The 19,759-nt window shown below is 74.0% G+C and carries 17 protein-coding genes; 9 read left to right on the top strand and 8 right to left on the bottom strand.

Annotation, left to right across the window (positions count from 1 at the left end; all coding sequences use genetic code 11):
- Window positions 1-39 precede the first annotated feature (39 nt).
- A complete protein-coding gene (locus VGP36_22045) occupies window positions 40-390 on the top strand; it encodes a YciI family protein (protein HEV7657390.1) in 351 nt (116 codons plus the stop codon).
- Window position 391: 1 nt separating this feature from the next.
- Complete coding sequence (locus VGP36_22040) at window positions 392-1,594, top strand: sigma-70 family RNA polymerase sigma factor (GenBank protein HEV7657389.1); 1,203 nt, start codon at window positions 392-394, stop codon at window positions 1,592-1,594.
- A gap of 12 nt (window positions 1,595-1,606) precedes the next feature.
- Here the strand turns inward: VGP36_22040 and VGP36_22035 are convergent, their stop codons facing one another.
- The 4 genes from VGP36_22035 to VGP36_22020 all read right to left on the bottom strand — a co-directional run bounded on the left by VGP36_22035 (window position 1,607) and on the right by VGP36_22020 (window position 7,918).
- A complete protein-coding gene (locus tag VGP36_22035) occupies window positions 1,607-4,066 on the bottom strand; it encodes a bifunctional diguanylate cyclase/phosphodiesterase (GenBank protein HEV7657388.1) in 2,460 nt (819 codons plus the stop codon).
- Window positions 4,067-4,775: 709 nt separating this feature from the next.
- Entirely contained in the window at window positions 4,776-6,014 is a 1,239-nt protein-coding gene (locus VGP36_22030) for an MFS transporter (protein ID HEV7657387.1), read from the bottom strand.
- 117 nt (window positions 6,015-6,131) lie between these two features.
- On the bottom strand, window positions 6,132-7,079 hold the full coding sequence (locus VGP36_22025; GenBank protein ID HEV7657386.1) for a nucleoside hydrolase: 948 nt from the start codon (window positions 7,077-7,079) through the stop codon (window positions 6,132-6,134).
- Window positions 7,076-7,918 carry a ribokinase gene (locus VGP36_22020; GenBank protein ID HEV7657385.1) on the bottom strand — a complete coding sequence of 281 codons (843 nt, stop codon included), beginning with the start codon at window positions 7,916-7,918 and terminating at the stop codon, window positions 7,076-7,078. Before VGP36_22020 ends, VGP36_22025 begins: the two co-directional genes overlap by 4 nt.
- Before the next feature lie 40 nt (window positions 7,919-7,958).
- Here VGP36_22020 and VGP36_22015 point away from each other — a divergent pair, with 40 nt between their 5' ends.
- Both VGP36_22015 and VGP36_22010 read left to right on the top strand, forming a co-directional pair.
- Complete coding sequence (locus VGP36_22015) at window positions 7,959-9,713, top strand: gamma-glutamyltransferase (protein HEV7657384.1); 1,755 nt, start codon at window positions 7,959-7,961, stop codon at window positions 9,711-9,713.
- Between the two features lie 91 nt (window positions 9,714-9,804).
- On the top strand, window positions 9,805-11,028 hold the full coding sequence (locus VGP36_22010) for a hypothetical protein (GenBank protein HEV7657383.1): 1,224 nt from the start codon (window positions 9,805-9,807) through the stop codon (window positions 11,026-11,028).
- Window positions 11,029-11,096: 68 nt separating this feature from the next.
- On the opposite strand, the gene VGP36_22005 is transcribed toward VGP36_22010, so the two are convergent.
- Window positions 11,097-13,247 (bottom strand): SpoIIE family protein phosphatase, encoded by a 2,151-nt coding sequence (locus tag VGP36_22005; protein ID HEV7657382.1) that lies wholly within the window; start codon window positions 13,245-13,247, stop codon window positions 11,097-11,099.
- A 94-nt stretch (window positions 13,248-13,341) separates the two neighbouring features.
- Window positions 13,342-14,808 (bottom strand): helix-turn-helix domain-containing protein, encoded by a 1,467-nt coding sequence (locus VGP36_22000; GenBank protein ID HEV7657381.1) that lies wholly within the window; start codon window positions 14,806-14,808, stop codon window positions 13,342-13,344.
- A 120-nt stretch (window positions 14,809-14,928) separates the two neighbouring features.
- On the opposite strand from VGP36_22000, the gene VGP36_21995 reads away from it, so the two are divergent.
- Complete coding sequence (locus VGP36_21995; protein HEV7657380.1) at window positions 14,929-15,108, top strand: hypothetical protein; 180 nt, start codon at window positions 14,929-14,931, stop codon at window positions 15,106-15,108.
- A 36-nt stretch (window positions 15,109-15,144) separates the two neighbouring features.
- Window positions 15,145-16,440: an isocitrate lyase gene (gene aceA / locus VGP36_21990; protein HEV7657379.1), complete on the top strand. Its 1,296-nt coding sequence runs from the start codon at window positions 15,145-15,147 to the stop codon at window positions 16,438-16,440.
- A 55-nt stretch (window positions 16,441-16,495) separates the two neighbouring features.
- Here the strand turns inward: aceA and VGP36_21985 are convergent, their stop codons facing one another.
- Window positions 16,496-17,554: a YihY/virulence factor BrkB family protein gene (locus VGP36_21985; GenBank protein HEV7657378.1), complete on the bottom strand. Its 1,059-nt coding sequence runs from the start codon at window positions 17,552-17,554 to the stop codon at window positions 16,496-16,498.
- Window positions 17,555-17,640: 86 nt separating this feature from the next.
- Here VGP36_21985 and msrA point away from each other — a divergent pair, with 86 nt between their 5' ends.
- Window positions 17,641-18,318, top strand: a complete 678-nt coding sequence (msrA, locus tag VGP36_21980) for a peptide-methionine (S)-S-oxide reductase MsrA (GenBank protein HEV7657377.1) — start codon at window positions 17,641-17,643, stop codon at window positions 18,316-18,318.
- Window positions 18,318-18,578, top strand: coding sequence for a hypothetical protein (locus VGP36_21975; GenBank protein ID HEV7657376.1), 261 nt, complete (start codon window positions 18,318-18,320; stop codon window positions 18,576-18,578). The genes msrA and VGP36_21975 overlap by 1 nt, the downstream gene beginning before the upstream one ends.
- A gap of 7 nt (window positions 18,579-18,585) precedes the next feature.
- On the opposite strand, the gene VGP36_21970 is transcribed toward VGP36_21975, so the two are convergent.
- Window positions 18,586-19,419: an FAD-dependent monooxygenase gene (locus VGP36_21970; protein HEV7657375.1), complete on the bottom strand. Its 834-nt coding sequence runs from the start codon at window positions 19,417-19,419 to the stop codon at window positions 18,586-18,588.
- On the opposite strand from VGP36_21970, the gene VGP36_21965 reads away from it, so the two are divergent.
- The gene (locus VGP36_21965) at window positions 19,402-19,653 is read left to right on the top strand and encodes a bacterial transcriptional activator domain-containing protein (protein ID HEV7657374.1); all 252 of its coding nucleotides are present in this window, start codon (window positions 19,402-19,404) and stop codon (window positions 19,651-19,653) included. The two genes, VGP36_21970 and VGP36_21965, sit on opposite strands and share 18 nt — an antisense overlap.
- The last annotated feature ends 106 nt before the right edge of the window (window positions 19,654-19,759 follow it).

Here is a 19,759-nt window from a genome sequence, read left to right as displayed (position 1 = left end):
GCAGGCCGGAACGAGCAGGGAGACGACCCCGTGAAATACATGATCATGATGTTCGGCAGCGCCGGCGAGATGATGGAGACGCAGTCGCCGGAGTGGATCACCGAGATGATCGCCTTCATGCGGGACCTGGACAAGGAGCTCGTCGAGGCCGGCGAGATGGTGTTCAACGAGGGCCTGCAGGACGGCGACAAGGCCAAGATCGTCCGGCTCACCGACGGCGTCGCGGTCACGACCGACGGGCCGTACGCCGAGGCGAAGGAGTCGCTGATCGGTTTCTGGGTCCTGGACGTGGCCGACGAGGCCCGGATCCTGGAGATCGCCGGGCGGATCGTCGCGTACAGCAGGGTGGTCGAGGTCCGGCCGGTCGGCGTCGTGCCGGACGTGGCGTGAGATGACGCCGGGCACCGAGGACCTGCTGCGTGAGCTGGCGCCGCAGGTCCTCGGCATCCTGGTCCGCAGGTACGACCGGTTCGACGCCTGCGAGGACGCCGTACAGGAGGCGCTGCTCGCGGCCGCGACCCAGTGGCCGGTGGACGGCCTGCCGCAGAGCCCGCGGTCCTGGCTGGTGACGGTCGCGTCCCGGCGGCTGGTCGACGAGTGGCGCAGCGCGGGCGCCCGGCAGCGGCGGGAGGAGACGGTCGCCGCGCTGGAGGTCGAGCCCGGCCCGACCGAGGACGCCGACGACACGCTGACCCTGCTGTTCCTCTGCTGCCACCCGCGGCTGCCGGTGCCGGCCCAGCTCGCCCTGACGCTGCGGGCGGTCGGCGGGCTGTCCACGGCCGAGATCGCGGCGGCGTTCCTGGTGCCGGAGCCGACCATGGCCCAGCGGATCAGCCGGGCCAAGAAGTCCATCCAGGGCTCCCGGTTCGCGCTGCCGCCGCCGGCCGAGGTCCCGGACCGGCTGCGGGTCGTGCTGCACGCGCTCTACCTCGTCTTCAACGAGGGGTACGCCATCACCGCCGGCGACCAGGCCCACCGGGCCGACCTCACCGCCGAGGCCGTCCGGCTGACCCGGCTCGTGCACACGCTGGTCCCGGCCGATGGCGAGGTGTCCGGGCTGCTGGCGCTCATGCTGCTGACCGAGGCCCGGCGGCCGGCCCGGACCGACGCCGACGGGCTGCTGGTGCCGCTGGCCGAGCAGGACCGCTCCCGCTGGGACGCCGGGCTGATCGCGGAGGGGGTCGCGGTGATCAGCCGGACGCTGGGCCGCGGCCCGATCGGGCCGTACCAGCTGCAGGCGGCGATCGCGGCCGTGCACGACGAGGCCGGGACGGCGGCCGACACCGACTGGCCCCAGATCCTGGCCCTGTACGACGTGCTGCGGCGGGTCTCGCCCGGCCCGGTCCTGACGCTCAACCGGGCCGTCGCGGTCGCGATGGTGCACGGGCCGCTGGCCGGGCTGGCCGAGCTCGGCACGCTGGACGAGGACGACCGGATGACCCGCGGGCACCGGCTGGAGGCCGTCCGGGCCCACCTGCTGGAGATGTCGGGGGACCGGGCCGCCGCGATCGCCGCCTACCGCCGGGCGGCCAAGCGCGCCACCAGCATCCCGGAGCAGCACTACCTCGCCCTGCAGGCCGCCCGCCTGTCCTAGCGGGATCCGGGTCTAGTACTCGCGGTTCAGGCGGCGCTGGGAGAGCGGGATGATGTCGGCGCCCTCGGACGACGCCGCCGCCCGGACCGTCGAGCTCCACAGCGCCGGGCCGATCCGGTCGGCCGGCAGCGGCGGGAAGAAGTGGTCGCCCTGCCCGGCGTGGCAGCCGAGCGAGATCAGCATGCCCCGCTGGATCGCGCCGGTCACGCCTTCGGCCACGACCCGCAGGTCCAGCGCCCGGGCGATCTCCAGCGTCCCCCGCACCACCGCCGCCGCCTGCGGCGAGGAGAGCAGCCGCTCGGTGAACGTGGCCGCGATCTTCACCTCGTGCACGGGCAGCCGGGCCAGGTGCGACAGTGAGCTCCAGCCGGTGCCGAAGTCGTCCAGCGAGAGCCGGACCCCGAGGTCGCGCAGCTCGTCCAGGACCCGGTCGACCACGGCCAGGTGGCTGACCACCGAGGTCTCGGTGATCTCCAGCGTGAGCCGGCCGGCCGCGACCCGGTGCCGGGACAGCGCGGCCGCGACCTCGCCCGGGAAGTCGCGGTCCAGCAGCGTCCGCGGCGAGACGTTGATCGCGACCGGGGCGTCGCTGCCCTGCCGGGTCCAGTCCGCGGCGCTGCCGAGCGCGATGTCCAGCACCCGGCGGGTCAGATCCGGCAGCAGCCCGGCGTGCTCGACCACTGGCAGGAAGTCCTCCGGCGCGAGCGGCCCGCGGGCCGGGTGGTGCCAGCGGACCAGCGCCTCGGCCGAGAGCGCCTCACCGGTGTTGAGGTCGATGATCGGCTGGTAGAGCAGCTCGATCTGGTCCATGTCCTGCAGCGCGATGCGCAGCTCGCTGGCCAGCACGAGCCGGCTCACGCTGCGTACGTCCCGCTCGGGCGCGTAGAAGTCGATCCGGCCCACCGCGCTGTGCACCGCGTGCAGCGCGACGCCGGCCTGCCGCAGCAGCTCCTCGAGGTTGCCGCTGCCACCGGGCGCGTACGCGATCCCGGCGACCCCGGTCAGCGTCAGCCCGGCCCCGCCGATGGTGGCCGGGCTGGCGACCGCCCCGAGCAGCGTGTCGGCCCGGTGCGAGGCCTGGGTCGGGTCGGTGAGCTTCGGCAGCAGCACGACGAACTCGTCGCCCTCCAGCCGGGCCACCAGCTCGCCCGGCAGCACCGCGGCCTCGAGCCGGCGGGCGGTGTGCTGCAGCACGGCGTCACCGGCGGCGTGGCCGAGGGTGTCGATGATCTCCCGGAAGCCGCTGATGTCGATGAGCAGGACCGCCGCGTCGACCTCGGCCGCCGCCGCGGCGGCCAGCCGGGTCCGGCCCTCGACCAGCAGGCCGGCCCGGTTGAGCAGGTCGGTGAGCGGGTCGTGGGTGGCCTCGTGCCGCGCGGTCGCGTGCCGCCCGGCGTTGACCAGCGCGGAGTGCAGCTCGGCCGCGACCGCGCCGAGCATCGCCTGCTCCCGGTCGCTGAGCGAGATCGGGGCGGTGAAGCACAGCCGCAGGACCCCCAGCGGCGGCGTCTGCGCGCCGATCGGCCGCTCGACGGTGGCCACCGGGGCCTCGTCGGCGCCGGCCTCCGCGGCCGGCCCGTCGTAGCTGACGCCCTGCGTGTCGCCGCGCACCAGCCGGCCGTCGGCCAGCTCGATCTCGGCCCGGTCGGCGCTGAACAGCCGGGTGGCCTCCGCCGCGGCCCGGACCAGCACGACCCGCTCGTCCAGGTCCGACAGCGACCGGGTCGCGTCCAGCAGGCCCTGCCAGGACTCCCGCTCCTCGCGCCCGCGCAGCCTGGCCTCGTACGCCTGCTGGAGGCAGAAGGCCAGCGGCGGCAGCACGACCAGCACCCGCGGGTCGAAGCGCACCAGCATGACCGCGACGATCGCGGCCGCGACGTTGCCGGCCTGGCTGACCAGGTTGATGCCGAGCGCGCTGCGGTAGACCGCGAACGGCGACCGGCTCTGCGAGAGCCCGACGACCAGCGCCGTGAACACCTCGGTGAGCTGGCTGTACGCGACCGTGACGATCACGACCGCGGTCAGGTCGGCGGCGCTGGCGATGTTCAGCGGACGATCCCGGAACAGACCCAGCAGCAGGACGGTCAGGCCGACCGCGGCGACGTCCAAGGAGAAGTTGAAAAGGGCCTTCACCGGCTGGTGCCGGAACCGGAAGGCCTTGGCCAGGGCGCCGAACGCGGTAGCGGGCACCACCCAGCCGACCGGCAGCATCACCAGGCTGAGCACGACCGCGACCTCGGTCCACCAGAACAGCACCCGGTGGCTGCCGACCCGCATCGAGAAGGACGCGACGCCGGCGAGCACGAACAGGCCGGCGCAGGCGATGAACCGCCACCAGGCCGGTTGCGTCCCGATCAGGCCCACCCGCAGGCTCGCCGCCAGGAAGACGGCCGCAACCACGGCCAGCGCGCCCGTCAGCACCCGAACGGACAGCGGCAGTCCGGGTTGCGGTCGAGCGGGGGTGGCTGGCACAGATCGCTCCCTACGGCATGTACGACAATCGTAGCGGCGCTGACTCTTAAGCCCGCATGTCTTGTCTGTATATGCACCGGTCGGGGGACACGGGCCGTTCCAATTGGTACGACCCGTCACCCACCGCATGCATCTCGGGGCGGATCAGCCCCAACCGTTGCTGTCGCGCATGCGTGATCGCCTCCTCTGCGTACACGGGACGGGGGGACGTCTCGAGTCGGGTCGGGTCCGGGGACCCGGGGGGTCAGCCCCAGCCGTTGCTCACGAGCGGTTCCTCTCGATAGTCTGGTGTGGTACATAAGTGCGTCACCGTTCAGCCCCAGCCGTTGCTCACGAGGCCACCTCCTTGTGCCGATCCGGATCGTTCGGGTGGTTCAGCCCCAGCCGTTGCTCATGCCGGTCTCCTTCCTCGGCGGTGCGGTTCGGGTCAGTGCGGTTCAGCCCCAGCCGTTGCTCATGGCCGCCTCCTCACGGGGTCATGTGGGCGTGCGCGGGTGCGCGGACGGCTCAGCCCCATCCGTTGCTGTCGAAGCGCATGCAGAACACCCCCCTTTTGTCGGGGCACGAGAGGGCAGGGAGGCGTACAGGGACTACGCCGCCCCGTACGGTTGTGTTTGAGCGTAGGTTTACGCCCGTTCGGCGGTACACCGCCGTCGGGCGCAACTGTTTTTAAGCCTCAGCAAAACACCGCTAGCTGAGGCGGTCCGAGTCAGCCCACCGCAGGCGACGGCGTCGAGAGGAACCGCCGGCCCGCGCCGCTGAGCGCGAGTGCCGCGACGAGGCCGAGCCCGCCGGCGACGCAGATGACCAGGCTGGGCGAGGTCGCCTCGGCGACCGCGCCGGCCACGGCGATGCTGATGCCCTGTCCGGCAACCAGGCCGGCGGACACCAGCCCGAACGCCTGGCCGCGTCGCTCCGCCGGCAGAGCCTGCATGAACGCCGCGTTGGCCGGCAGGTTGTACGTGGTCCCGACGCCTGAGACCACGAGAAGGACGACCGCGACCGGGATGGACGGGGTCGCGAGGAAGAACAGCAGCGGCGCCGAGCTCAGGATCGCCAGCCAACCCATCAGCTCGAGCCGGGTGGTGGGCCGGACCAGCCGGCTCAGCACGATCCCGCCGACCACGGAGCCGGCGGGCTGGGCCGCGAGGAGCAGCCCGATCGAGGTGGAGTTGCCGTCCGCGTACGGCGCGGCGAGGCCCTCCGGGACCACCCAGAAGGTGGCCAGCCAGCCCAGCAGGACCAGCCCGCGCAGCCGCGGATCGCCGAAGACCACCTTGGCCCCGACCTTCATCCGCTCCCAGCTGCCGCCGAGCTGCCCGGCGACGGCGACCGCACGCCGGGGACGGACCCCGAAGCGGACGAACGCGCCGGCGAGCAGGAACGACACCGCGTCCACGAGCAGCGCGTCGGGCGCGCCGACGAGCAGGACCAGCGCGCCGCCCACGGCGAAGCCGAGCACCTGGGTGCCCTGGATGGTGAGCTGGTTGATCGCCGAGGCCAGCACGTACCGGTCGTCGGGAAGGATGTCGACGAGCAGCGACGCCCGGGCCGACAGGAACGGCGACTCGACCAGGATCACGACGAACAGCAGCGACGCCAAGGCCACCAGGGGCATCCCCGGCACCGCCATGAGCGCCACCAGCACGGCGCTGGTCAGCTGGCAGATCAGCATGACCGTGCGGCGGGGGTAGCGGTCGGCCAGGCCGCCGAGCAGCGGACCGCCGATCAGCCAGGGGAGGTAGGTGACCGCGTAGACGAGCGCGGTGACCAGGGCCGAATGGGTCCGGTCGTAGACCAGCGAGGCGATCGCGACGCGGGCCAGCTGGTCGCCGGTCAGCGAGATCGCAGAGGCCAGCCAGAGGGAGCGGAACTGGCCCTCGGAGAACAGCGCACGATAGGTCGCCGGCCCAGCCGGTAACCCGCGCTTGCTCTCTTCGACCGTCACCGCTCGACCTCCTGGAGGCTCCCCGCCCAGTCTGATGCAGATCGTCATCTGAGCGAAGAGCCTAGGGGATGTCTTCACGTTGGGGCAGAGCGGTTTCACCCGAACGGCCCGCAAGTCTCACGAACCGTAGTCGGCCACACGGGTCACGATCGTGTCAATGACCGCCCGCGCGGCTGCGCCGACCGCCACCCGGGCCCAGGCGTCGTCCGGTCCGGGCGCGACGACGGTGGCTCCGCGGCGGGGTCCGTCCGAGCAGTCGACGGTGATCGTGGCCGGCCGGGTGTCGATCAGGTCCGGCCGCAGCACGGCGGCCACGGCGACCGCGTCGTGCACCGGCAGCGCGGCCACCCCGGTCTCCTGCCGCTGCCGCTCGGCCTCCGGTCGCAGCATCGCCGCGGCCGCCCGGCCCGGGGCACCGCCGGCCGCCAGCGCGGCCAGGTCGGTCTCCTCGAACGGCACGGTCAGGGTCAGGTCCAGCCCGACCATCGTGGTCGGCACCGGCCGGGCCAGCCCCGGGTCGGTGAGCACCCGGTACGCGGCCTCGGGGTCGGACCAGACGTTGAACTCGGCCGCCTCGGTGGTGTTTCCGTACGTGGCCGAGCCGCCCATGATCACCACCCGGTCGAGCGTCGCCGCGACCTCGGGATGCACCGCGTAGAGCAGCGCGACGTTGGTCAGCGGGCCGATCGCCACCAGCGTGACCGGCTCGGACGAGCCGCCGATGGCGTCGGCGAGCAGGTCGACCGCCGGCCGCGGATCCGGCTCGGCCGCGGGATCGGGCAGCTCCGCCCGGTGTACGCCGTCCTCGCCGTGCACGTGCTCGGCCCGCCCCGGGGACGTGCGCACCAGCGGCCGGCCGGCCCCGGCCGCGACCGGCACGTCGGTCCGGCCGGCCAGCGCGAGGATCCGGCCGGCGTTGCGGGTGGTGTGCTCCAGGCCGACGTTGCCGGCGACCGTGCTGACGCCGAGCAGCCGCAGCTCCGGGCTGGCGCAGGCGAGCAGCAGCGCGACCGCGTCGTCGATGCCGGGATCGCAGTCGATGAGGATCGGGATGGGTCCGGTCACCGGGCCTCCAGGGCGTCGAGGTCGGCAGGTCGGGGCAGGGACGGCTGGGCTCCGGGCCGGCTGGCCGCGGCCGCGCCGACCAGGCAGGCCCGGCGCAGCGCCGCCGCCCGGTCCAGCCCGGACAGCAGGCCTACCACCAGGCCGCCGGCGAACGCGTCGCCCGCGCCGGTGCCGTCGACCGCCGTCACCGCCGGTGACGGCGCCCGGGCGATCTCGCGGCCGCCGGCCCGCAGCACGGCGCCCTCGGCGCCGGCCGTCACCGCGACCAGCGCGGCCCGGTCCAGGCCCGGTACGGCGGCGAACTCCGCCCGGTTGGCCACCACCAGGTCGGCCCGCTCCAGCACCGGGTCCGGCACCGGCGCGGGCGGCGCGGTGTTCAGGCAGAACAGCGCGCCCGCCGGGGCGGCCTCGGCGGCCGCCACGATCGTGTCCATCGGCACCTCCAGCTGGCAGAGCACCGCGTCCGCGCCGGCCAGCTCGGCCGCCTCGACCGTGAGCCGGGCGTTCGCCCCCGGGACCACCACGATGGTGTTCTCGCCCTCGTCGTCGACCGTGATGAGCGCCACTCCGGTCGGTCCGGCCACCGTCCGTACGGCCGAGAGGTCCACGCCGTCCTCGGCCAGCAGGGCGAGTGCCTCCGCGGCCGCGTCGTCGGACCCGACCGCGGCGAGAAGTGTGACGTCAGCGCCCAGCCGGCGGGCCGCGAGGGCCTGGTTCGCGCCCTTGCCGCCGGGCACCCGGGTGTAGCCGGAAGCCGCAACCGTGTCGCCTCCGGCCGGCAGTCGGGAGACCCGGGCGACCAGGTCCAGGTTCACGCTGCCGACCACGACCACCCGCATGCCGCGACACCCTGCCAGAGAGTTTGACAGGATCGACCCCGTGTTCACGACTCGGCCGGTGTTGTCCGGGACGTACGGGATGGTTGCGACGACGCACTGGTTGGCCACCGCGGCCGGCATGGCAGTGCTCGAAGCGGGCGGGACGGCCGCCGACGCGGCCGCGGCCGCGGGCTTCGCGCTGCACGTGGTGGAGCCGCATCTGAACGGGCCGGGCGGCGACCTGCCGCTGTTGGTCGGCAAGGCCCGGGACCCGAATGCGCGGGTGCTCTGCGCCCAGGGCACGCTGCCGGCCGCCGCCACGGTGGGGAAACTTCGGGACGAGCTCGGGCTGACGATCGTGCCCGGCACCGGCCCGCTGGCCGCGACCGTCCCGGGGGCGTTCGGCGGCTGGATCGAGCTGCTGCGGGAGCACGGCCGGCTGCCGCTGCGCGACGTCCTGTCCTACGCGATCGGGTACGCGGCCGACGGGCACCCGGTGCACCCGCGGGTGGCCGGCACCATCGCGTACTCGGCGCCGATGTTCGAGCAGCACTGGCCGACCTCGGCCGAGCGCTGGCTGCCCGCGCCCGGGCCGGGGGAGCTGCTGCGCCAGCCCGCGCTGGCCACCACGTACCAGCGGTTGCTGGACGAGGCCGAGGCGGCCGGGCCGAACCGGGACGCCCAGCTGGAGGCCGTCCGCACGGCCTGGTACGAGGGGTTCGTGGCCGAGGCGATCGACCGGTTCTCGCCCCGGGAGTGGATGGACGACTCCGGCACGCCGCACGGCGGGCTGCTCACCGGGGCCGACCTGGCCGGCTGGCGGGCGACCTGGGAGCCGGCGGTCACGCTGGACTGGCGCGGGCTGACCGTGGCCAAGCCGGCGGCCTGGAGCCAGGGTCCGGTGCTGCTGCAGCAGCTCGCCCTGCTCGGCGACGGCGAGCTGCCCGCGCCCGGCAGCGCCGAGCTCATCCACCGGGTGGTCGAGGGGGCCAAGCTCGCGTTCGCCGACCGGGAGGCCTTCTACGGCGACGACCCGGATGTGCCGCTGGCCGACCTGCTCTCGCCGGCGTACACCGCGGCGCGGCGGGCGCTGATCGGCGACGAGGCCGTGTGGGAGCTGCGGCCGGGCTCGCCCGGGGGGCGGACGCCGGTCATGCCGCCGTACCGGACCTTCCTCGACGATCCCTCCGGCGCCGGAGTCGGCGAGCCCACGCTGGGGGAGCCGACCCGCGGCGACACCTGCCACGTCGACGTCGTCGACCGCTGGGGCACGATGGTCTCGGCGACGCCGTCCGGGGGCTGGCTGCAGAGCGCGCCGACGATCCCGGAGCTCGGTTTCTGCCTCGGCACCCGGGCCCAGATGACCTGGTTGACCGACGGGCTGCCGTCCACGCTGCGGCCGTCGCGACGGCCGCGGACCACGCTGTCGCCGACGCTGGTGCTGCGGGACGGCGAGCCGGTGCTGGCCTGCGGTACGCCCGGCGGGGACCAGCAGGACCAGTGGCAGCTGTGCTTCCTGCTCGCGCACTACGCGGGCGGGCTCGACCTGCAGGCCGCGATCGACGCGCCGGCCTGGCACATCACCTCGATGCCGTCCTCGTTCGCGCCGCGGCTGGCGGTCCCGGGCGAGGTCGTGATCGAGGACCGGGTCGGGCCGGACGTGATCGCCGACCTGGAGCGGCGCGGGCACCGGGTCACCGTGCTGGACGGCTGGTCGCTGGGCCGGTTGTCCGCGGTCAGCCGCGACCCGGCCACCGGCATCCTGTCGGCCGCCGCCAACCCCCGCGGGATGCAGGGCTACGCCGCGGGCCGCTAGCGCCCCCGGCCGTCGGGCGCGGCGGACCGGGCCCGGGCCGGCCCCGAACGGGGCTCTGGCTTCGGGCGGCGTACGCACGGACACTGGCTGTGTGGCCGACGTGCTCAGCTCCGGGTACGAACCGGAGTACCAGGGCGACGGCCCGCCGCGCCGCCGCCGCTGGACCACCCTGCTGGCCGCTGGCCTGGTCGCCGCCGGGGCCGCGTACCTGGCCGTGCACACGGGCGGGGGCGGCGCCGTCCGGCCGCCGGCCGCGACGCCGTTGTCGGTCGAGGTCCGCCCGGCGCCGAACCCGATCCGGACCGGCCCGCCCGCGCCGGACGCCCGCTACCGGCTCGACGGCGACCCCGGCGCCGGTCCGGCCGGGCTGCGGCTGCTGGTCGGCGGCCGGCATCCGGCCGTGCTGGACGCCCGCACCGGGTCGCTGACCCCGCTGCCGGTGCCGACCGTCCGCGGCGACGTGGCCGAGCTCGTGCACGCCGGAGGAGTCACCGCGGCCGTGCTGCACAACGCCGAACGGCTGCGGGCCCGGGCGGTCGTGCTCGGGCGGGGCGGGACCGCGGCCCAGCTCGGCTCGGTGCTCGACCTGGTCCCGATGCGCGACGGCACCGTGCTCGCCGAGGACTGCGACGGCGCCGGTGGGACCGGACCGTGCACGCTGACGAACTTCAGTACGGCCGGAGCCGTCCGCTGGCGCCGCATCGTGCCGCGCCAGCTCGAGCTCGTCCGCGACACCCCGTACGGGCTGCTGGTCCGGGCCTACCAGGGCGACCTCGGCGGCGTGGCCCGGCTGGAGAACGCGCAGACCGGCGCGGTCTACCGGGTCATCGGCCGGACGTACGCGGTGCTCGGCGCGGACGACCGGCAGGTCGTGTTCGAGCCGGCCGGCTGCGGCTCGGACTGCGCGCTGACCCTCACGCAGCTGGCGAGCGGCGCGTCCCGGTTCCTGCCGGAGAACCCGGGCAATCCCGCGGTGGCCGCGTTCTCCGCCGACGGCCACCAGCTCGCGATCGGGTACGCCGGGATGCTCCCCGAGGACCCCAGCGCCTCCGCCCAGCGGGACGGGTACGTCGTGGTGATCGACCTGGTCCGGGCGGACCGCTGGCGGACCGTCCCGGGCCTCACCACCGGCGCGGCCAGCACGGCGCTGCCGGTCTGGGCCCCGGGCGGGCAGCTGATGCTGGTGACGCCGACCGACGGCAGCGGCTCGGGCCGGGTCGCGGCCTGGACGCCGGGCCGGCCCCGGCTCACCCTGCTGCCGGGCGGCCTGACCGGCTTCTACGGCACCGCCGGCCTGGCCGCCGCGCTCACCTGACCTGGGCTCGGCCGATGCGGCTCAGCGCGGCCTCGGCCGACGCCGTGAAGGCGTGGGTCGGGCGCGGCTCAGTGGACGCCGTGCCATTCGCGGGTGGGACGGCCCCAGTCGTCGGAGATGCGGACCGCGACGACCGCGGCGTCGTCCGTCCGCGGTCCGGTCAGCAGCTCGTCCAGCAGCCGGTCGCAGAGCCTGGCGACGCCGAGCGCCGGATCGTGCCCGGCGACCAGCGCGCAGAGCCGGTCCACCCCGGCGTCGATGTCGGTCTCCCGGTCCTCGACCAGCCCGTCGGTGTAGAGGATGAGCGTCGACCCGCGCGGGATCAGCGCGCTGCCGTCCGGGCGGCCGGTCTCGCCGGCCCCGCCGGGCGCCCCGATCAGCACCGACTTGCCGTCGTTGAGCACCTCGACCTCGCCGTTGGGGCGCTGCACGACCGGGGGCAGGTGGCCGGCGTTGGCGTACCGCAGCAGGGCGCCGTCCTCGACCGGCAGCAGCCGGCCGTAGACGCAGGTCGCGAGCTGGGCCATGCCCAGGCCCTGGACCAGCCGGTCGAGCCGCTCCAGCACCTCCGAGGGCCGGTGCCCCTCCCAGGCGTAGGACCGCAGCACCGACCGCAGCTGGCCCATCGCGGCGGCGGCGATGAGGTCGTGCCCCATCACGTCGCCGACCGCGACCCCGACCGAGCCGTCCGGGAGCGGCAGCACGTCGTACCAGTCGCCGCCGACGTCGGCGCGCTCCGAGCCGGCGAAGTAGTGGGCCGAGATCTCCAGCCCGGGCACCTCGGGCAGCCGCGGCAACATGGCGCGCTGCAGCGCGACCGCGACCTCGTGCTCCCGGCTGAAGAGCTGGGCGTTGTCGACGGCCAGCCCGGCCCGGCGGCCGATGTCGGCGGCCAGTTGCACGTCGTCCTCGTCGTACGCCCGGGTGCCGTCGGCGATCGTCAGCGTGAGCGCGCCGAGCACCCGGCTGCGCGCCCGCAGCGGCACCGTCACCGCGGACGTGACGCCGGCCGCGAGCGTGTGGACCAGCCGCTCCGGGGAGCCGGCCAGCCGGCTGAGCTGGTCGGCGTCGATGTCGTTGAACAGCTGCGGCTGCCCAGTGGCCAGCACCCGCGGGATGGCGGTGTCGCCGCGTCCGGCGGTCGCCTGCATCGCCCGGACGGCGGCGACCCGGCCGGGGTCCCGGTGGGCGGCCGCGACCCGGCGGACATCACCCTGTGGCCCGAGCAGGTCGATCGCGCACCAGTCGGCCACCGCCGGCACCAGGTCGTCGGCCAGCCGGCGCAGCGCCTCGTCGACGTCCAGCGTGGTCGACAGCGTCGCGCTCACCCCGGCCAGCACGGCCAGCCGGGACTGGGCCCGCTCCGCCGCCCGGTACGCGGCCTCCCGCTCGGCCTCGGCCTGCACCCGTGCGGTCACGTCGGCCTGCACGCCGACGAAGTTGGTCAGCGTCCCGGTGCCGTCGAACACCGGGGACATCGACACCTCGTTCCAGAACGTGGTGCCGTCCTTGCGGTAGTTGAGCACGGTGACCGTGACCGACTGCTGGCCCTCCAGCGCGTCCCGCATGGCCGCGACGACGGCCTTGTCGGTCGCTGCGCCCTGCAGGAACCGGCAGTTGCGCCCGGTCGACTCCTCGAACGTGTAGCCGGTGATCCGGGTGAATGCCGGGTTGACCCAGACCAGCGGGTTGTCCGGCAGCGCCGGGTCGCTGATCGCGAACGAGACGTCGGTGGCCAGCACGGCCCGGTCCCGCAGGCCGGACAGCACGTCCTCGACCTGTCGGCCGCCGGCGTCGGCGTCGGCGTCGGCCAGCCGGAAGAACACGACCAGCGCGCGGTCGGACAGCCCTGGGGCCCCGGGCAGCGGGAACCCGGTCACCCAGAGCGGCTCCCGGGCCCGGACGATGCCGGAGTCGCGGGCAGCGGTGACCGACTCGCCCGCGACCGGCTCGCCCGCGGCGATGCGGGACAGCGGGTTGCCGGTCTCCGCCAGCGGCACGCCGTCGGGGTCGTGCAACCCCGCGGCCCGCGCCCAGTCGTTGATCGGCACGGGCAGCGGCAGGTCCGGCGACATGAGCATCGCCTGACGGTTCGCGTACGTGACCTCGCCGCGGGTCAGGTCGACCAGCAGCATCCCGGCGGGAGAGTCGTGCAGTACCCGCGGCAGCAGCTCGACCAGGGCGGGCCCGGCCGTCCCCGTCACAGCGGTGTCCCCCACGGGCACCCCTTTCGTGTCCGCGACCTCGGCGCCGGCTTTCTCCGGCGTCCATCGAGATTAGTGCCTCGGCGGGAGCGACGCCCACTCCCCCGAGTCACGGAACGTCGCCGTCCGAGTGACGATCCAGGAACGCGTACACCTCGGTCAGGTCGACGCCGCCGAACGCACCCGGCGGTACGGCCGCGAGCACGTGCGACTGGGCCCGGGCCGACGGCCAGGCCATCCGGGACCAGCGCCGGGCCAGTGGCGCCGGCGGATCCGCGCAACAGGAGGGATCCGGGCAGCGCGACTCGGTCCGGGCCGGGGTGTCCCGGCCGCGGAACCAGCGCGACTGCAGGTACGGAACCCCGACCGTGACCGCGAACGACCCGCCCGGCTGCACCACCTGCTGGCTCCAGCAGAAGTACGTCCCCTGCGGCGTGTCCGTGTACTGCTGGTAGCCCGGGTAGTGCTCGACCGAGAACACCCGCCGCGCGGCCCAGAACCGGCAGGCGGTCTGCCCCTCGATCGCCCCGTCCAGGTCGGCCGGGAACACCACCCCGTCGTTCTCGTACGCCTTGTAGATCCGGCCCGACTCGTCGCTGCGGACGAAGTGCACCGGCAGGTCCAGGTGCCGGGTGGCCAGGTTGGTGAAGCGGTGCGCGGCCATCTCGTCCGACACCCCGAACACGTCCCGGGCGTCCTCCACCGACAGCGCCCGGTCCGCCTTGGCCTGCTGCAGCAGTGGCACCAGCGCCCGCTCCGGCATGAGCACGGCGGCGGCGAAGTAGTTGGCCTCGGTCCGCTGGCGCAGGTGCTCGGCGAAGCCGGTCGGCTCGCCGTGCCCGAGCAGGAAGTGGCCCAGCGCCTGCAGCAGCACGCTGCGGGTGTCGTGGCCGCCGGTCCAGCTGCCCTGGCCGAGGTAGATGCGGCGGTTGCGGAGGTCGGCGACCGACCGGGTCGAGGGCGGCAGGTCCTTGACGTAGCGCAGGCTGAAGTCGCAGTGCGCGGCCACGTCGAGCAGCACGCGCTGGGTCAGCGCCCCGGTGCCGGAGTAACCGACGGCGTCCAGCGTCCCGGTCGCCACCGTCTCGATGTGCTCGAAGTAGTTGTCCCGGGCCCGCATGTCCTCGCGCAGCTCCCGGTTGGCCGCGCGGGCCTCCTCCGGGGTGGCGACGACCCGCTCGGACCTGCGGCGCAGCTCCTCGTAGAGGCCGACGAGGTGTTCCAGCGCGGCGGTGGGCAGCCGGGCGTTGGCCTTCAGCGGCGGCAGGTTCAGCGCGGCGTAGAGCGGGTCGGCCTGGGCCCGCTCCAGGGCCAGCTCCAGCGCGGCCCGCGGGTTCGGCGACTCGGGCCGCAGCAGGTGCTCGACCGGGACGCCGAGGGCGGTGGCCAGCCCACCGAGCAGCCGCAACGTCGGCTCCCGGTGCCCGTTCTCGACCTGGGACAGGTGCGGGGCGGAGCTGCCGGCCGCCTCGGCCAGCCGGGCCAGGGTCAGCCCGCGCTCCTGGCGCTCGTGCTTGACCCGCTGGCCCACGACGCGGGGGTTGACCGCGGCCGGATCCTCCGGTGTGACCGACATCGGCGGCCTTCTTTCCAAATCGGAAATTTCATTACTTCTTTCAACGTGCTGACCCTAGGACTGGGGTTGCCGACTGGCAACACTCGGTGCATCGACCGACACGCTACTGAGGAGACGGTCATGGGACGTCAGTGCCCCGGCGAGCTGTTCGACGGAACCCCCTGCAACTCCTACCAGTACGCCTGCCGGGCCTGCGACACGCACGGCTGCCACGGCGACGGGTGCGAGTGGCAGGCGTTCGAGAGCCCGGCCTGCGACGGCTGCGGGAGCCCGGTCCTGCGGGTTCTGGCGACGGTCTGAGGAGGAGGAAAAGTGTCGATCAAGGAAATTGCTGCGCTGGCCAACCGGCGGGACGACCAAGAAACCGCCGATGATCTTGAGCAGGCCTGGCGGACCGAGCCGCGCTGGAGCGGGGTCGTCCGGCCGTACGGCGGGGCCGACGTCCTGCGGCTGCGCGGCACGATCCAGGAGGAGCACACGCTGGCCCGGCTCGGCGCCGAGCGGCTCTGGACGCTGCTGCACGAGCGCGACTACGTGCCGGCGCTCGGCGCGCTGACCGGCGGCCAGGCCGTGCAGAGCGTGAAGGCCGGCCTGGAGGCGATCTATCTCTCCGGCTGGCAGGTCGCGGCCGACGCGAACAGCGCCGGGCAGACGTACCCGGACCAGTCGCTCTACCCGGTCGACTCGGTGCCGAAGGTGGTCCGCCGGATCAACAACGCGCTGCTGCGGGCCGACCGGATCGAGCACAGCGAGGGCAAGGACGAGCGCTACTGGCTGGCCCCGATCGTGGCCGACGCCGAGGCCGGCTTCGGCGGCCCGCTCAACGCGTACGAGCTGATGAGCGCGATGATCGCGGCCGGTGCGGCCGGCGTGCACTGGGAGGACCAGCTCGCCAGCGAGAAGAAGTGCGGCCACCTCGGCGGCAAGGTGCTCATCCCGGTCAAGCAGCACATCCGGACGCTGACCGCGGCCCGGCTGGCCGCCGACGTGGCCGGCGTGCCGAGCGTCGTGGTGGCCCGGACCGACGCGCTGGCCGCGACGCTGGTCACCAGCGACGTGGACGAGCGGGACCAGCCGTTCCTGACCGGCGAGCGGACCGCGGAGGGCTACTACCGGGTCCGGGAGGGGCAGGACGCGGCGATCATGCGCGGGCTGGCCTTCGCGCCGTACGCGGACCTGCTCTGGTGCGAGACCGGCACGCCCGACCTCGGCCAGGCCAAGGAGTTCGCCGAGGCGATCCACGCGCAGTACCCGGACCAGCTGCTGGCGTACAACTGCTCGCCGTCGTTCAACTGGAAGCGGCACCTCGACGACTCCGACATCGCCCGGTTCCAGCGCGAGCTCGGCGCGATGGGGTACGCGTTCCAGTTCATCACGCTGGCCGGCTTCCACGCGCTGAACCACTCGATGTTCGACCTGGCCTCGGGCTACGCGGCGGACGGGATGCCGGCGTACGTGGAGCTGCAGGAGCGGGAGCTCGCGGCCGAGGGCGCGGGCTACACCGCCACCCGGCACCAGCGCGAGGTCGGCACCGGCTGGTTCGACCTGGTCTCCACGGTGGTGGACCCGGAGTCGTCCACCACCGCCCTGGCCGGCTCGACCGAGACCGCTCAGTTCGCCCCGGCGCACTGAGCCAGCGGGGGCGCGCACCGGAGCGCCGTCCTGGACTGGGACTTTGGGGATTGGCTCAGTTCTTGGGCGGCCTCCGGTGCGGCAGCTGGATGTCCTCCTGGGCCGGCTGGCCGGCCTGCAGCTCGCGGCCGCGCTCCAGCTCGGCGTTCACCTCGGCCCCGAACAGCAGCACGTTGTTCGTGATCCACATCCAGACCAGGAACGAGATGACCGCACCCAGTGACCCGTACGTCTTGTTGTAAGAGCCGAAGTGCGAGACGTAGAAGCCGAAGCCGACCGACGCGATCACCCAGAGCACCAGGGCCAGGAAGCCGCCCAGCGTGAACCACCTGAACTTCGGCTGCTTCACGTTCGGGGCGACGTTGTAGAGACCGGCGATCATCAGGCTGATCAGGATCACGATGACCGGCCACTTGGCGATGTTCCAGATCGTCACCACCGTGCTGCTCAGCCCGATCGCGTCCCCGACCGCCTGTGCCACGCTGCCGCTGGCGACCAGCGCCAGCGTGATGAGCGTGAGCAGCAGCGTGGCGACGATCGTGATGAGGATCTGCAGCGGCCGCAGGATGTAGAACTTGCGGCCCTCCTCGACCTCGTAGATCGCGTTCGAGGCGCGGATGAAGGCGCCGATGTAGCCGGAGGCCGACCAGAGCGCGCCGAGCACACCGGCGATCAGCGCGAACCCGGCCTTGCCGCTCTGCAGCTTCACCACATCGGTGATCGGGCCCCTGATGCTGTCGAGCGCGCTCGACGGGATGCCGATGTTCTTCACCACGTCGAGCAGCTTGTTCACGGTGTCGTCGCCCTGTCCGAACAGGCTCAGCAGCGAGACGAAGACGATCACGCCGGGAAAGATCGACAGCACCGCGTAGTACGTCAGCGCGGCCGACCAGTCGGTGACGTTGTCGTCCTTGAACTCGGAGAAGGCCCGCCTGGCCACCCCGAACCAGCTCCGCTTGCCGAGGTCCGTCGGTGAACCGGGCTTGCGCGGGTCGTCCGGGGCGAGCCGCCGCGCGTCCGGCGCGTCCGAGTAGTCCTTGTGTCCGGGACCGCCGGAGTAGTCCTTCGGGTCGCGCTCCTGCGTGTCGTCCTTGTGGCGGGAGAAGAGGGGCATCGAGGTCTCCGGGGGGTGGGGCTGACGGTCCCTGCCGTCCTGCCCGGTAAGGGGCATCCCATGCGCGTACGGCGTACGATTGGTACGTGCTGTTTTCCCGGACCAAGACCCAGCTGCCCACGCCCGAGCAGGCGCTCGCGGGCCGCTCTGAGTACCCCTTCGAGGTGCCGGAGACCCATGTGGTCACCGGCAACCGCATCGTGCCGCCCTTCCCCGAGGGGCTGGCGACCGCCATCTTCGCCCTCGGGTGCTTCTGGGGCGAGGAGAAGGCGTACTGGCAGGTGCCCGGCGTCTGGTCGACCGCGGTCGGCTACACCGGCGGGAGCACGCCCTACCCGACGTACGAGGAGGTGTGCTCGGGGATGACCGGGCACACCGAGGCCGTGCTCGTGGTCTTCGACCCGTCGAAGGTCAGCTACGACCGGCTGCTGCAGGTCTTCTGGGAGTCGCACGACCCGACCCAGGGGATGCGGCAGGGCAACGACGTCGGCACCCAGTACCGCTCGGCGGTCTACTACGCCACCCCGGAGCAGCAGGCCGCGGCCGAGGCGTCCCGGGACGCGTTCCAGAAGCGGCTGTCCGACGCCGGCTACGGCGCGATCACCACGGACCTCGAGCCGGCCGGGCCGTTCTACTACGCCGAGGGCTATCACCAGCAGTACCTGGTGAAGAACCCGTACGGGTACTGCCCGGACAACGGCACCGGCGTCTCCTGCCCGGTCGGCCTGTTCGGCTCCGGGCACCAGGAGCCCACGGGCGCCTGATGCTGCGCCTCCGGCCGTACGAGGACGGGGATCGGGGCGGGATCGACGCCCTCGTCGATGCCTCGACGCCGCCGCTCTACGTCTGGAAGCAGCACTCGCTGCACGGCCCGGACCGCGACGGCGCGCGCTGGCTGGCGGCCCGGGGCGTCCGCGTCGCCGCCTTCGACGGCCACCTCACCGACCCGCACCTCGACCCGGTCACCCGCACGTTCCCGCCCGGCATCCCCACCGACCCGCTCTACGTGGGCCGCCTCGGCTGACGGCCGGTCACGGGTCGGCGAGCAGGAGCCGGTAGTCGGCGCGGTAGAGGCGTTCCCCGGCCAGCCGCAGGGTCGTGTTCCGCACCGCCGCCGGGAGGCCGCGGGTGCGGTCGCGATGGTGGGCGCGGCGGCGTACCCAGGCCGTCCGCGGCGCGCGCCGGGCGGTGAACGCGGCCACCGCGGCCGGCACGGCCGGGTGTGCCCGCAGCTCCTCGGCCAGCACGAGCGCGTCCTCGGCCGCCATCGCCGCTCCCTGGGCCAGGCTCGGTGAGGTGGCGTGGGCGGCGTCGCCGACCAGCACCACCCGATCGGCCACCGGCACCGGCGGGACCACCTCCTCAAGCGGGCTCATGTACGCCTCCCGCGGGTCGCCGAGGAGGTCGAGCGCGGCCGGCACGGGATCGGCGAACCCGCGGAACAGTTCTCGGAGCTCGCCGGGGGAGCCGGTGTCGGCGTAGCAGTAGACCCGGCCGGCGCCGACTGGCACGAGCAGGAACGAGGTGCCCGCTCCGAGCAGCGCGGTCCAGGCGTCCACCCCGGGCAGCTCGACGAGGAACCGCCAGCTCTGCCGGCCGAGCCGGCGCGGCGGGCGGGTGTCGCCGAGCAGCCCGCGGACGCCCGAGCGGATGCCGTCGGCGCCGACGACCAGGTCGGCCTCGCGCCGGCTGCCGTCGGACAGCCGGACCTCGACGGTCTCCGGACCGCACTCGATCGCGGTCGGCGCGAGCCCGTACCCGACCGGGACGCCGGCGCCGAGCGCCTGGTGCAGCGCCGCCCGGGGAAGGCCGGCGCACGGGCCGCAGGAGTCCCAGAAGGCGGGCAGGTGGACGTCGGTGAGCACCCGTCCCCGATGGTCCAGGATCCGCTGCCGCTCGAGCGGGCCGCCCGCCGGCTGATCGAGCTGGTCCCGGTCGGCGAGACCGGCTACCGGCTGCTCATGCGGGCCCAGGCCGACCAGGGCGACGTCGCCGCGGCCCTCTGCACGTACGAACGGCTGCGCGCGATCCTCCGCGACGAGCTCGGCGTCCTCCCCGGCCCCCTCAGCCAAGACCTCCACACCCACCTCCTCCACTGACCGCTACCCCCGCCGTGTGAGCACCCCGGGGTCCACGGCCGACTGACTGCGGCCGGCCCCGGTACGAGAGAAACAGAAGCGGCACCGGCTGGTGGCCGGTGCCGCT

The organism is Mycobacteriales bacterium, from assembly GCA_035995165.1.
Taxonomy (GTDB): domain Bacteria; phylum Actinomycetota; class Actinomycetes; order Mycobacteriales; family CADCTP01; genus CADCTP01.
This window is presented reverse-complemented; position numbering and strand designations above follow the sequence as displayed.